The organism is Arthrobacter sp. B6 (assembly GCF_001663775.1).
Taxonomy (GTDB): domain Bacteria; phylum Actinomycetota; class Actinomycetes; order Actinomycetales; family Micrococcaceae; genus Arthrobacter.
Window position 1 is genome coordinate 475,135 of sequence record NZ_KV467168.1, and the last position, 14,148, is coordinate 489,282.

11 protein-coding genes are annotated in these 14,148 nt (G+C 61.0%); 3 read left to right on the forward strand and 8 right to left on the reverse strand.

Annotated features, from left to right (window positions below; genetic code table 11):
• Positions 1-15 precede the first annotated feature (15 nt).
• From AU175_RS02010 to AU175_RS02030, 6 genes are read right to left on the reverse strand one after another with little or no spacing between them, the layout of a single operon-like run.
• Positions 16-777: an SDR family NAD(P)-dependent oxidoreductase gene (locus tag AU175_RS02010; protein WP_066285418.1), complete on the reverse strand. Its 762-nt coding sequence runs from the start codon at positions 775-777 to the stop codon at positions 16-18.
• Positions 770-2,566, reverse strand: coding sequence for an FAD-dependent monooxygenase (locus AU175_RS02015; RefSeq protein WP_066290380.1), 1,797 nt, complete (start codon positions 2,564-2,566; stop codon positions 770-772). Before AU175_RS02015 ends, AU175_RS02010 begins: the two co-directional genes overlap by 8 nt.
• A gap of 5 nt (positions 2,567-2,571) precedes the next feature.
• Positions 2,572-3,885, reverse strand: a complete 1,314-nt coding sequence (locus AU175_RS02020; RefSeq protein WP_082978969.1) for an MFS transporter — start codon at positions 3,883-3,885, stop codon at positions 2,572-2,574.
• Positions 3,843-4,802, reverse strand: a complete 960-nt coding sequence (locus AU175_RS02025; RefSeq protein ID WP_066290383.1) for a PDR/VanB family oxidoreductase — start codon at positions 4,800-4,802, stop codon at positions 3,843-3,845. The genes AU175_RS02020 and AU175_RS02025 overlap by 43 nt, the downstream gene beginning before the upstream one ends.
• A complete protein-coding gene (locus AU175_RS22690) occupies positions 4,783-5,019 on the reverse strand; it encodes a ferredoxin (RefSeq protein WP_082978970.1) in 237 nt (78 codons plus the stop codon). The genes AU175_RS02025 and AU175_RS22690 overlap by 20 nt, the downstream gene beginning before the upstream one ends.
• Positions 5,016-6,239 (reverse strand): cytochrome P450, encoded by a 1,224-nt coding sequence (locus AU175_RS02030; RefSeq protein WP_066285422.1) that lies wholly within the window; start codon positions 6,237-6,239, stop codon positions 5,016-5,018. The genes AU175_RS22690 and AU175_RS02030 overlap by 4 nt, the downstream gene beginning before the upstream one ends.
• A 1,046-nt stretch (positions 6,240-7,285) precedes the next feature.
• On the opposite strand from AU175_RS02030, the gene AU175_RS02035 reads away from it, so the two are divergent.
• Together AU175_RS02035 and AU175_RS22695 are read left to right on the forward strand one after the other, a co-directional pair.
• Positions 7,286-8,221, forward strand: a complete 936-nt coding sequence (locus AU175_RS02035) for a zinc-binding dehydrogenase (RefSeq protein WP_066285424.1) — start codon at positions 7,286-7,288, stop codon at positions 8,219-8,221.
• Between the two features lie 1,464 nt (positions 8,222-9,685).
• Positions 9,686-10,009, forward strand: a complete 324-nt coding sequence (locus AU175_RS22695; RefSeq protein ID WP_442855302.1) for a carboxymuconolactone decarboxylase family protein — start codon at positions 9,686-9,688, stop codon at positions 10,007-10,009.
• A gap of 1,470 nt (positions 10,010-11,479) precedes the next feature.
• On the opposite strand, the gene AU175_RS02045 is transcribed toward AU175_RS22695, so the two are convergent.
• A complete protein-coding gene (locus AU175_RS02045; RefSeq protein WP_066285427.1) occupies positions 11,480-11,848 on the reverse strand; it encodes a type II toxin-antitoxin system death-on-curing family toxin in 369 nt (122 codons plus the stop codon).
• Positions 11,845-12,051 (reverse strand): ribbon-helix-helix protein, CopG family, encoded by a 207-nt coding sequence (locus AU175_RS02050; RefSeq protein WP_231938431.1) that lies wholly within the window; start codon positions 12,049-12,051, stop codon positions 11,845-11,847. The genes AU175_RS02045 and AU175_RS02050 overlap by 4 nt, the downstream gene beginning before the upstream one ends.
• Positions 12,052-12,710: 659 nt before the next feature.
• Between AU175_RS02050 and AU175_RS02055 the strand changes: the two genes are divergently transcribed.
• Complete coding sequence (locus AU175_RS02055) at positions 12,711-13,739, forward strand: DUF4192 domain-containing protein (protein WP_066285432.1); 1,029 nt, start codon at positions 12,711-12,713, stop codon at positions 13,737-13,739.
• Positions 13,740-14,148 lie beyond the last annotated feature (409 nt).

Below are 14,148 nucleotides of genomic sequence, written 5' to 3' on the forward strand. Positions count from 1 at the left end.
TCCTCTCGTACAGCGCTATACAGGGCCGCCGCCACCGTCGACGGTGTAGGTCGTGCCGTTAACGAATGAGGCCTCGTCCGACAGGAGGAACGTCACGATGGCCGCCACCTCCGTGGACGTGCCGAACCGGCCCATCGAGGACTTCGCGATCCGTTCCGCGAGCTGCTCCTGGGACAGCCGGAGGGTCATCGGGGTCTCGATCAGCCCGGGCGCAACAGCATTGATGCGGATGTTCTGCCGGGCGTACTCCATAGCAGCGGTCCGCGTGATACCGACCACGGCGTGCTTCGCCGCCACATAGGGCGAGGTGAGTGGGCTGCCACGCAAGCCTGCTCCCGATGCTGCGTTGACGATGGCTCCACCACCAGTGGCGAGCATTACACGCACCTGGGCCTGCAGGCACCACACCAGACCGAGCACGTTAATCTCCAGTGTGCGCCGCCAGGTGTCCCGGTCAGTGTCGTGGAATGGGCGCGGACTGGGGTAGATGCCGGCACCGTTGAACGCCAAGTCGAGGCGGCCAAACCGCTCGACGGCCTGAGCCACAGTGCACTCAACGTCGTCGGGGTTGGAGACATCCACGGGGAGGAACAATGCTTCGCCCTTCTCCGACGTCAGCGTGGCCGCGGCCTTGTGCCCACGCTCCTCGTCGGCGTCGAGGAGAACGACGGCTGCACCGCTGTTCGCTAGCCGCCGCGCCACCTCCAAGCCGATCCCGGACGCTGCACCAGTCACCATCGCGACCCGACGCTCCGAAGTCGCGTTAGGCTCAGTCATTGACATCAACAGCCAGCGTCGCGGCCAATGCAGCAGTCAGTTCCGCCTCAGGATCGACTGGCATCTTGTGAGCACGCCACGCGACGTGTCCGTCGGGTCGAACCAGGATGACTCCATCGTCACCGACCTCGCGCACCTTCTCCCACGAGAGATAGACATCGTCATACTCACACGAGCGACCGAGTTGGAAAACGGGCACGTCGATGCCGATAGCTTTCCCAGCCCTCGCCGCTGCATCGATCCACATCTGGCCGGTGCGACCGGTGAACAGTCGGAACTGCGAAGCACCGATGTCGAGTGTGGACAGGCGGGTTCGTTTGTGTTCAATCCAAGCATGTGGAAGGCGGGCTCCCGCGTGAGTGGTTGGACGGTGATGTAGCTCAGGATCCACCGATCCTTCGTCCCAAGGCTCACCATCGTTGACTAATGCGCCATGCTGGTAGCGCTGGTCAATCTCTACACCTAACGCGTTGAACTGGTAATTCTGTAGTTGGATGGCCTCATCGAGTTTCCTCCGCCGTTCGGGTGCACCCTCCTCGGAAGAGAACAGGTGATGGAGCCGGGCCCAGCCTTCCTCCGGCGACTGACCGGGCTCGACACCGATTGCCTGGCTGATTGGCAGCATATCCGCGACACTCTTCATCGCCCGGTCGACTACCTGCTCTCCGATGGGCTGGCGCTCGAGGTGGTAGGTCTCGAGCAGCTCAGTACCAGCGACACCCTCCAGGACCATCTTCAGCTTCCAGCACAGGTTGTAAGCATCCTGGATCGATGTATTGGTTCCGAGGCCATTCGCTGGCGGGTGCCTATGGGCGGCGTCACCAGCGAGGAAGACTCGACCGATCGAATATCGCTCGGCCACCACATGGTTGATCTGCCAGGTGCCGACAGACTTGATGCGGACATCGATGTCGGGATCACCGATGGTGGTGTGCGCCCGGGCCCTCAGCGCCTCCTCCGACAGGTCCGGTTCCCCCTCCGCGGGGTCATACATAAACAGCAGAACCCACTCGGTCCACGGCTTCACGCAGATCCATGTCCCGGAACCGACCCAGTAGTCATTACCGGGTTGGGTCATCCAGTACAGCGTTCCCGGGCGGTGCTCGGTGTATTTAGTTAGGTCGGCCTCAATCCAGACGCTCACTGCCGCACCGAGATTGCTTTCCCCTCTAAAGGGGAAGTCCAACAGCTCAGCCGCGCGGGACCGACCACCGTCCGCGGCGATCACATATTTGGCCCGCACCAACTGGCGGGCACCGCTGTCACGGTCCTGCACCACCACGTCCACACCGTCATCGTCCTGGCGAATCCCGACCATCTCGCTGGAGAACCGGATATCAGCGCCTTGGTCGAGAGCAGCGTCCCGAAGCTCTGGCTCGAGGATGTGCTGGGGAATATTGCACATCTCCGATGGGCTGGCTTTCTGGTACTCGTGGTGTCGCTCCACGCCCGATCCCCAAGTCATGAGCCGAGCGATTTCCTGACCTGCGAAGCTCGTCGCCCAGACGTTGTGGCCCATCAACTCATTCGGCACCGCGACGGCGCGTACCTGTTCTTCCACCCCCAGATCGCGCAGCACCTCCATGGTGCGCTGATTGGTAATGTGTGCGCGCGGGCTATTTGCGGTCCCGGGATACTTGGTGACAGTCAAGGCCGACACCCCGTCGCGCGCCAGGGCCAGTGAAGCGGTCAGCCCGGCAGGACCGGCGCCGATGACAAGGACGTCGACATTCACGTCCGGGCGGCCGAGGCCGGCAAATACATCGGTGCTGCTTTCGATGGTGGTCATCTCTCTCATTTCCTTTCGAATTCCTTACTCGTGCCAGGTCGTGTAGCCCGCGAGCTGTGGCCGCTCGAAGGGTCCGAACGTTCGGTTTCGGCTATTTGGGCCCGTGACGCCATCAAGCCTGCAACCGCGTAAATCGGGCTGAAGGCGCCGACTATGGCAAAAATCAGCCGGCTGTCCAGCTGGGCCCCGATCAGCGCACCCACCAACAGAGGTGCGAGTGCCGCCATCCCGTAACCGATCAGGTTGACTCGAGCCGTAACCCACATGGCCGCTTGCGAGTCTTGGGACCGTTCGGCGATTCTGGTCAACGTCCAGGGGTAGGCGGCCATGGACAACCCGAAGAGGACCACCCAGACGATGTACCACGAGGGCACGATCGTGAGCCCGGCCCATCCGAGGGCCGTCGACACTGCCGACCCAACGGGGAGGAGCCAGACAGGCGCCCATACCTTCCTGGCCAACAACGTCGGCAGGAGCAGCGCCGCGGGGACGCCGACGACCGAGAAGAGGCCGACAGCAAGCCCGGCCGAGGAAGCCGATATTCCCTCCTGGGCGAGCAGGCCAGGCAGCCACGCAATGACTATTGTCCCGTTCGCGGAGTGCATTCCGAAGAATGTAGCGGTCCAGCCGATCGACATCCGGCGTTTCGGGACACTGGTCTTCTTGGGCGCCGCCTCGGGCGTCGACGACCGGGGAACGAACAGCCAGAGCACAAGCGGGACGACCGCCAATACACCCCACAGGCCCAGCCCGTACCGCCATGATCCGGTAGCCGCCGCCACTGCGGGCGTCACCGCGGAACCGAGCGCCGTGCCCGCGATGATGCCGGCGGCCGTGATCGCACTCATCTGCGGGATGTGTCGAGGGAACCACCGCATAATGAGGCTGGGGATGAGCACGGTAGCCAGCGCCCCGCAAGCGGCGGCAATAGCGGTTGCCACTGAAAATACCGTCCAGTGGACGATCAGTGCACGGGTGAGCGAGCCCAGCACCAGGCCGATCGAAACCACGACCATGAGGGTTTTCAGGTCTGCCTTCGACGCGGCCCCCGCGGCCACCAAACCGAGCAGGGCGAGGCACAGCGATCCCAGGCCCTGAAGGAATCCTGCCCACACCGGCCCCACGCCGAGGTCGATTTGGACGCTCGTGATCACCGGACCGAGTGCCGACGTCGGCGGCCTTAGCAAGCAAGCGATCGTGATGAGCGCCACTGCCGTAAGGACGATACTCGTGCTTCTGGATGGACGAACGCCCAGGCGGGCGGCGCCGCGCGCGTTCACAACTCCAGCGTCAATGTGCCGGTGGCCCTGGACACGCACGGCATGACCAGCTCACCGGCCCGTTGCTCCGCCTTCGTGAGAACCGCGTCTCGGTGATCGATCTTCCCCCGAAGCACGGAGACCTCACAGGCGCCGCAGGTACCTTCCATGCATGAGAAGTCGACCTTGGTGCCAGCCTTTCTCAAGGCGTCCAGCATGGATTCATTCGCGGCCACCTCGATCGTTTCTCCCGACAGGGCCAACTCGACCTTGAAGGGCTGGTCACCACCGACTGGCTGCGGTGCTTCGACCGCGGCGAAACGCTCGATACGGAGCATTGACTCCGGCAGATGCGCCATGGCCGCTTCAACGGCGTTCAGCATCGGGCCGGGCCCACAGCTGTAGACCAAGGTGGCCGGATCGAGTCCTGCGGTCAGCTCCCCGAGGGGAATTCGCCCCGTCCGATCCTCTGGGTACAGCGTGACGCGGTCGCCGTATTGGCTCAGTCGGTCTTCAAATGCGAGGGCTTCGTTGCACCGGGCTCCATAGTGGAGTTCCCAGCTGCGACCCGCCTCCTCGGCGGCCTCGATCATCGGCAGGATCGGCGTGATACCGATTCCGCCTGCGAGGAAGAGGTACCGCGGTGAGTCCTCGAACCCGAAGTGGTTCCGCGTCCCAAATATCTCGACCTTGTCACCTATGCCCAGGGTGTCGCACAGCTGCACGCTGCCGCCTCGCCCTGCTTCGGACCGGAGAACAGCGATTTCCCAGAAGCGGTCTGTGGAACGGCTGCAAAGGGAGTATTGCCGAATCAAACCCTCGCCCAGGCGGATCTCAACATGAGAACCGGGCGCCCACTGGGGGAATGTGCCATTGCCGACGGGTACGAACCTGAACAGGAAGGTGTCCTCGGCCACCAACTTTTTCTCGGTGATGCACACCTCCCCCTCGAATGTATTAAGGGCGTGTGCTGTCATCTGAATCACCTCCGTCACTTGAATCACCCCTCAGCAGCTTGATCGCACGTGCGGGGCACATATCAGCTGCCTCTTGTGCCTGCGCTTCTTCATCGGGTCGGGGGTCTCGGACTGCATGTGCCCTGCCGTCGATGTCGTCCTGCTGGAAGACCTCGGGCAGCGTCATCTCACAGAGCCCGGAACTCGCACAAATCTGTGGGTCCACGACCGCCCTCATTGGACCGAACCTGCGTCCCAGATAACGGGAACGTAATCGACACCGATGATCGGACGATCCTCGACGAAGTCGAGCTCGGTGATCGGTTTGGCCAGCGCTAAACTCGGGACGCGGCGCCACAGAGTACTGTGCACGACCTGCAACTCGACCCGGCTCAGGGTCTGTCCCAGGCACTGGTGGATGCCGAATCCGAAGGCCAGCGCGGTTTTTGCGTTCTGCCGCCGGATATCGAGAGTCGCCGGCTCCGGGAACTGGTCAGGATCACGGTCGGCGATGTGATTGCCAACGATGACACCTTCACCAGCCTTGATGAGCTGGTCACCGACCATGACGTCGGCGATAGCCACGCGTCGGCGTCCGGTGTGGGCCACCGAGAGGTACCGCAACAGCTCGTCGACGGCGTTCGGAATCAACTCGGGATCGCTCTTCATGGCCTCGAGCTGATCAGGGTGCTGCAGCAGGGCAAGCACGCTGAGGGTGATTGTATTGGCCGTCGTCTCGTGCCCCGCGATAAGTAGAAACCGGATCAACTCGATCGTGTCCTTACGACTGAGGGCGCCCGCCTGGAGCTGTTCGTGGACCAGCCGACTGGTGAGGTCCTCTCCAGGAGTTGCAAGCTTCACGTCCAGCAACTTGTCGATGTAGTCGTAGAGATCCTGGCCAGCAGCCGCCGCTTCCTCAACCGAGACACCGGCCGAGGTAGCGGTGAGGCTCAGCCCGGTAAACCAGTTTCGATCCTCAACAGGCACTCCGAGAAGGTCACAAATGATGCGTGTTGGAATCTCGAGCGCGAACCCATGGTGGAACTCGAATGGCTGAGGCGAATCAAGCATTTCGTCAATCAGCTCGTCCACAAGATCCTGCATTTTCGGCCGGAGCGACTCGACCTTCCTTACCGTGAAGTCACGCACGAGCATTCGCTTCTGCTCACCGTGCTCGGGCGGATCCATTGTCCGTAGGTTGTGGTCTCGACCCATCACCGCGGTGTACGCGGCGTTCTTCTCGGGAAATCCCGGGTTAGCCGGGTTCACGCTGAAGTGCTCGTTGTCAGAGAGCACCGCTCGCGCCTCCTCGTATCCCGTGACCAGCCACGCAACGATCCCATCCCACTGACGGACCCTTGTGACAGTCGATTTTCGGGCCAGTTCCATCGTGGCCGGCGGTGGGTCGAACGGGCACCGCATATCACGGGGCGCCCTGTACTCCGGCAGCGTTGACATCCAAACTCCTTTGTTAGCGATCCAGCTGAATACGAAACTATTACAATCAATGGTTATTAATACTATGTGTGAACACCATCTCTAAGTCAAGAGATGATCATGATCAATAGTGCTGATTACGTCACGGATTCCCGCTACGATTGGGGTCTGTGAGCACGATCGCAAAGCCAAGTGTTGAATCACTAGAGGGGATGGCCCAGCGGGCGGGCACTTGCCCTGCGTCAGGGACGCGATGCGCGTGATTCTGCGTGTGGTGCATGGGTGATGTCGGGGGTGCCATTACAAGACCACCGGAAAGACTTCAGGCGGCCGGGCCAGGAACGCTTCACGGGTCATGCACCAAGGGGGTGCTGCCGGCTGCCAGTTGAAACCGTGAGGTCTGCAACCGTGAGGGCAGATCACGGTTCAAGATCGGACGTTTGCTTTCCTCTTATGCCTGTCTTTTGCTGTGCCTCTTTCGCGGTTGCTTTTCAGCGCACCCCCTTTCGCTAAGACTCAGTCCGTCGCCGCTTTGTAACCCTGAATGCCTGACACCCCCGTTCGACAGCGTGATCGCTAGCGGTTGATCAGGCCCGAACGGGGGATCAGGCCCTTCAGTCTTCCTCGTCTACCGCTACGGACAGGAACGACCGACAAGAAAAGGAGTTCCTCGTGGACGATCTGCTATCACTAGACGGGAAAGTCGCCCTCGTAGAGCCGAGGCAAACCTTCCAGACCCCTGCTCTATATCGGCGCCTTGGCGCCCCTCCGGCTGCCCCTACGTGGCAACCGGCGTGGGCGCCAGCGCCTGACCATCTCTGGAGGTGCGGGCGGTGTCCCGTCCGCACCTCTAACCCGCGAGCCCCGACATGCCGACATACCGACATACCGACACCATAAGGACACCATGACCGAGACCAAGCCATACGTGAAGGCCCGAGAACGGTCTGAAGGCGACCTCATATGGGATCGCCGGGGAGCTAAAGTAGACGCAGACACACATAGGCATGACAAGAACGTCAGGACGACAACGCACCCTCATCGGCTACCAACAGAATGGATCGATTATGAAAGCCTGGCGCCTCTTGGCCGCACACGAACCGCTGATCTACGTCGACGTCCCCGATCCGGTAGCCGGGCCGAACGAAGTCGTGGTCGAGGTCAAGGCCGCGGGCATCTGTCACACCGACGTCGGTTATCTCGATGGCACGCTGACGGGAATTCTGGGCTTCACTCCGATCACTCTCGGACACGAAATTGCCGGGATTGTTTCGGAGCTCGGAGCTGACGTCACTGGCTTTGACGTCGGACAGCGTGTGGCCATCCCCGCTACTGTGGCGGGTCCGGGCACCGGCACCGACGGCGGCTTCGCCGATAAGGTCAAAGCGTTCGATTACCAAGTCATCCCCGTTCCGGATGCGGTGCCGTGGGAACAGGCCGCACCCGCCACCGACGCCGGCATGACGTCATACCACGCGCTGAAAGTCGGCGGCGTGAAGGCGGGGACCCGGCTCGGGATCATCGGCGCCGGCGGCCTCGGCAGCTTGGCAATCCAGTTCGCGAAGGCGATAGGTGCCAAGATCTACGTGGCCGAGGTGAACCGAGGGGCATGGGAACGGGTTGAGGGACTGGGAGTCGACGGCCTCGCTGAGAACATCCGCGACTTCACGGACAAGCACCTCGACGTGATCGTGGACTACGCGGGCTTCGATTCCACCACAGACGATGCGATTGAAACTGTTGGCTTCCGCGGCACCGTCGTACAGGTCGGAATGGGGACCGAGCGCACGAACATCTCGACCACGACAATGATCCTCAAACAGCTGACCTACATCGGCTCCAACGGCGGAACCAATGAGGACTGCGCGGAAGTGCTGGATCTGATTGCCGCAGGGACAGTGTCATCCCACGTTGAGATCGTCGGATTCGACGACGTCTACGACGCGATCCTGCGTTTCGAGCGCGGCGAGGTCAACGGCCGTCTGGTCGCAATGCGACCGTAAAAGTTCCAGCAGTCACGACGAGCAGCAAATGGAGAAACAACCAGGCTATTTACCCGTTCCGATACCAGAACTTTCATGCACTTCTCTCTCCTCAGATACCTGGCTGGCTCTTCAAGGAATAGGGCATGCAGAACGGCCACAAAACGCCACGAAACTGGAAGTTGTTACCAAAGACAAGTGCGCTTACTTCGTCGGTCGCGACGGTGCGCCCGGGCCCACCCGAAGAGCATGACTCACGGCGCACGGCTTGAGCTAGACTGTGTGGCCGTTCCCCCAGAGCTGCAAAGCGTCGGCGAGTATCCGGCTGCCCGGCCCGGGTTCGCACTCGACGCGCTCTGCATGCGAAGAAGGCCGGAGTCTCCGTCCCGGCACACGTCGGTCTGTCTCTGTCCCCATCAAGCCCCGCAAACTCGGACATACCGTCATCGGCACCGTGAATTTCGAAGCAGCCATGCGGGTCTTCACCGAAGGCATCGGCTTCAGGGTCAGCGATTACATTTCTGACAAAGGCGCCTTGATGCGCTGCTCGGTGGACCACAACGTTCTGGCCCTCGCCGCGCCCCGTGAACGTCCTGCATCACACCTCCGGGCCGGACGACGACATCGACGACGTCGGACGCGGCGCCAAGGCCATGCTCGAAAACAACCCCGAACGCCACATCTGGGGCCCCTGCCGCCACCACGCCGGCTCGAATTTCTTCTGGAACCTCAAAGACCCGCGGGAAACTTCTCTGACTACTACTCCGACGAAATCTGGACCCCGAAACTTCAAAGGCGCCCAAGGGCTCTTCAACTGGGGGCCGCCACCTCCCGCCAGGGTTCTTCAACCGGGGGCCGCCACCTCCCCCCTCCTTCCTCGAACCCGACGACCTCGCCGCCCTCGGGATCCACTCACAGCCCGTCTAAGAGCGCGGGTAGAAGATAAAGATGTCTGAAAGGCTTCGCCAAGTTCGTCATTAACATCAGCTACACAGCACCCGCCGATGTCGTAGCTGCTCACCGTCATCCCCACATCGAGTGGCTCCATGCGGCCGTCGACTCCGGCCTGATCGCAGCCGCCGGCAGCAAGGCGACCCGCAACGGCAGTATCCGGCTCTCCATGGTGCAGGACAGGAAGCACCTCGAGGTCGAACTGGCGAAAAGATCCCTATGCCACCGCAGGCGTGGCCGCTCACCAACTTACTGAGGTCAATATGTCGATGGTCGCCAGCGGGCTCGAACAGCTAAGAAGCCGATAGCTCACGGATCTCTGGTTGGCACGCACTGGTCGCCAGAGGCGCCCGCACCCAGGCTGTGTGTAATTGCTATGAATTCATCCCTTAGGCAGCCTGCTAATCCGTTCCCCAATTGCATTCGACGCGAAAGGTCAGTCGAGCCGACGAGTTGATAGGAAGAGGAAGACTTTTGAGCCTTGGAGAGCCAAAGACAGCAAAGCACTTTGAGGGCTTGCATCCGGAAAGGGTGATGAGACAAAGGAAGGTCGACAGGGCGCTTGAACTGGCAATCGTTTTCCGCCGTCCAGTCCAAGAGTTTGCTACAGAGTATGCATGGGGTCAGATCTGGTGCAGGCCAAGGCTCGATTTGAAGGCGAGGAGCATGCTCAATCTCGCCATGCTGACAGCCCTTAACCGTTCGCACGAACTGGAAGGGCACGTCCATGGGGCCCTCAACAAGGGGGTCAATAAAGGAGATTCAGGAGGTCCTGCTACAGACCTTGACATATTGTGGTGCTCCAGCCGCCGCGCTAGAAGCCCTCCGTGTCGCAGAAATAGCCATCACAGATCATAGGAGCTAGAACCCGCTCAGCCCCCGCTCAGGAAGTCGCCCGTGGACGCCTGACCGGTTATGGCACGCCCAAACCTACCGTCAGGCTTTCACGCAAATAACGTCAGAATAGGGTCCAAAGGCGTTTATACACTCCCTCTGTGAAGAGTCTTAGATCCCCCTGACTGATGGTTGCCCGAGGCCGTCCTTTGCTGCCAGGCCGACCGTATAGTCCAACCACGTCCGCTGCCATCAGGCTGCCTTGTACCGGGTGAAGGCCCGGCTCCCTGCTCGACTCTCCTCGACTCACGGCTGTGCTGCCCGCTCCGGCTTGCGAACTGCCCTGCTCCACGCCTCATTAAGTGCTTGGCATTCGAAAAATGGTCACGATCCTGTCCCGGCCGACCGCCCGGCCGGTCTTAAGGATGGAACTCCCCCGGGTCCCGCGAATCCGACGCTGTGCGGACCGGATTACACCGTGAAAGGATTACCGCTCCAGTCCATGCCGGGATGCGGATTGAAGTGAAGTCATGACTGCGTCCACACTTCACCGGAAGTTTGTACACACGCTTAGCCTGACACGCCTCTTAACTGCGGGACCCTGGGTCGACAGGTGGTCTACGGTCCCACACACCTTCAGTCCCCGCCGCTCCCCCGCACTCCTACGCCACAAGAAGGACTCAATAAAGCAGACGTAAATGTGGACAGTGTCCACACACACTTTGATAGGACAAAACGCGCACATACGACTCCCCTGACGTCTAAGAGGAACCCTCCAAGAAGAATTTCCCGCCACAGTCGGCGACGTCATGTTGTCCCCGCAACCCCGAACCATGAATGAGTGTTGGGCACCCCGACCAACCCCTAGAACCGAAACGAGGAACCACATAATCCCAGCCCACAGCAGGCGGAGGACCCACTAGCCAGGGCCCTGAACCCGCCACCCACACACCTGAATAGGCCCCCGCAGCGGCCAGGCCACAGCCCGCGAACCTAGCGTCAGAGGGACGCCACCACAATCTTTGTACACACGTTAAAGCAAAATCCCCTCTGACGAGGGGATCTCTTGTGCCCGAGGTGGGACTCGAACTGTCTTCCGGGTCTTGCAAACCCTGGGAACCCGCGAAAAAACGCTGAATCCACGACGGTTCGAGGGCTGTACGACGCGGTCCGAAGCCGAATCTGTGGACATTGTCCACACACCATTTCCGTCACCTTAGAGTCTTCGGACCAACGATGGCACCCCCAAGCGGCAGGATGCGGTTCTCTTGGTCCTGATAGGTTTTGCCCAGCTGGAAGAACGGCCGCGGCTTCAACATCCGGCAACCACGAACCGCCACAAAAGCACCAGACCTACGTTCGCCTGCTGGCCAGCTTCCAGGAGCTTCATGGTCGCTGCCACCTCCTTTGGGCCATCCCTTGAACCGGCCTGCACCGCTTTCAAGGACGACGCGTGAGGAAACCGTCCAGCCGGCAAGCTCCCGAACCCGTTAGTTAGCGCCTGATGAGATGCTTGCCAATCTGCCCGGCGCTGACTTCAAGTGAGACATCACCGGCGGCCACCCCGATCACGAGATCAAATGCCGCATCAGTGCTGAAGTCATGCCGGTAACCGTTGACCCAGAGCATCAAAACCATCAGTGTCCACGCTGTGCGTTTGTTGCCGTCGATCAGCGGGTGGAAGCGCGCCACTGACTCCATCAAGGCCGCCGCCTTCATCGCCAACTGCGGATAAGCTTCCACACCCATGACTGTCGTTGCCGGCCGGGCCAGAGCCGAGGCCAGCAGACCGATATCCCGGATATGGAACCCGAACCGGTCAACGACCTGCAGCGCGTCTTCAATCTCGAAGTACTCGCTCACGCATCCTCAAGGCGCGTCAAAAGCTCGGCGTCATGGCTCATCACGAAATCCAGGCCCTCACCGATCTCACGAGTGCGCCGGTGACGCTCGAGCACCAACTCCGCACCCTGCAGCAACAAAGCCGACTTCGAGGTGTGTTCCTCGGCGGCAAGTTGGTCCAGACGACGATCAAGATCTTCCGGGACACGCAGATTCATAGCCATCCACCAATGGTACCGGACCAGTACCAGATCAGATCACATTTAGGGTAATCGCGACAACCGGGGAGTGCCCTGCAGAACCGAGCGCTTCTCGCAGTTGGGTCAGATTACCGGCAATGGAATGTGGCTGCCGGCGCGTTCCAGGACGCTCTGCTGAGAACGCCGGGTCTCGCCTACGAGTGTCTCTGTGCCGACACCGGGCAGGTTCAGCAAAACGTATCGCGTGACCGGTGCAGAGGGCGATTCTTGGATTGCACTCAGGCCTTCATTCCCTTTAGTCATCACAGCTGCCACACACGATGGCTAAACAATGCCCGGCCACAGGACGAAGGCAGGGTATTCGCCGGAAGTCATGCGGCTTGATGCGTTGACTTCGATGAACAAGTAAAAGCATCACCGCTGCTTGTCATTCTGATATGCCCCATGATCGCTGGACGGGTCCTCCGCGCAACCAGGGCGCTACCGCGCCGACCCCGAACCGAAAACTTCTTCATCAGACCGGTGCAGCACTAACCGCCACATGAAGTTTTCGCCCCGGCGCCGGTCCCCCAAGTTGCACTCCGGCCCCTCAGCCCAGCGGGTGGTCCCCTACCAGAACGACGCCCACAACGAACAACCGCAGAAAACACAGCAAAACAAAGGGTGAAGGGAAACCACTGGTCATGGAAAAGCTCACGATCAAAACACCATCAGATGTACTCAGCTTTATCGGGCACACCCTGGGCTTCTGGCCACAGGAAAGCCTGGTCTGCATCACCCTGAACGAGAACAGCATCGGCGCAACCCTGCGCATCGATCTCCCCCGTCAACCAGGCCAGGAACTTCCCTACGCACGCACCGTCGCCCATTACCTCACCAGCGACACGACCGCCACATCAATCCTCTTCGCCGTCTACACCAGCGAAACAGCCCAGCACGGCCAGGCCAGACCCCGGGCCGGCACCATTGCAGCGCTCACCGGGGTCCTCGCTGAACAGGGCATCACCATCCGGGACGGGCTTTTCGTCGGTGACGAAACGTTCTCCCCCTACGACGGCGACCCCGGCACCAGCCTCGCGCTGCCCGTCAGTTCCACCCAGACCAGCGCGATCAACGCCGAATTTATCTACCGTGGCAGCTTCGTTGAATCCACCGACCACATTACCCTCCCTAGGACCAGCCAGGGAGAAGCCAAAGCGGCCGCCGTCGAACACCACATGGAAACCATCGCCTCCCAACCAACCGACACCGCGCTCCAGCAAGGCCGGAAGCTCTGGGCAGACATGCTCGACTCCAAAACCTTCCCCAGCGACGACGACTGCCACGCCCTCGTCGCCAACCTGCAATTCCCCGCGATCCGCGACCGGCTCATCGCAGACATCCCAGGGGTGGACGAACCCATGCAGCAGATCCTGTTCGCCCAAACAGAAGCCGCACCGAAGTGGTCACGCATCGAGTGGGCGCAACAGTTGCTGCTGCACGCCTACACCCGCACCAGCGCCGAACACGCAGCACCAGTCCTCACAACCATTGGGTACATCAACTGGTGGGAAGGTAGAGGCAGCAAAGCCCACCAGTTTCTCCAGCTCGCCCTCGACACCGACCCTGCTTACCGCCTCGCCCGCCTTAGCGACCAAATGATCGGCTCAGGCATCGTCGCCGGCTGGAACATAAACAAAAACACCGCCTACAAAGCATTACCGTTCGACTAGCCCTTTCGGAAAAATTAGAGATTCAATTAGCCCCTGCCAGCGTGCCCTTGACTACGCCCACGCGTGAGAGGCTTTCCGAGGCGCAGTCGCAGGGAAATGCCCATGCTGGTTGTTTCCACCTTCCCGAAGGAAGCGCAGAACTTCTTGAAGGGCCCCTCGCCACTACCTCGCCCACCGTTCTAACCGGCACGGAAGCGACCGTGAGTCTCGTTACGGAACAACTCCTCGACCATTCCTCCGTGCACATCCATGCTCATGGCGAGCAAGACTTACAGGAGTACTTCTCCTCAAACACGGCGATCCCGCCCGGCAGGAATTCCCAAGTCTCGGTCAGGGCGGTCCCGGTATCTTCAGGGGTCAGGAGGTAACCCCAGCGGACAAAGCGGACACCCACCACCCTCCACGCGTC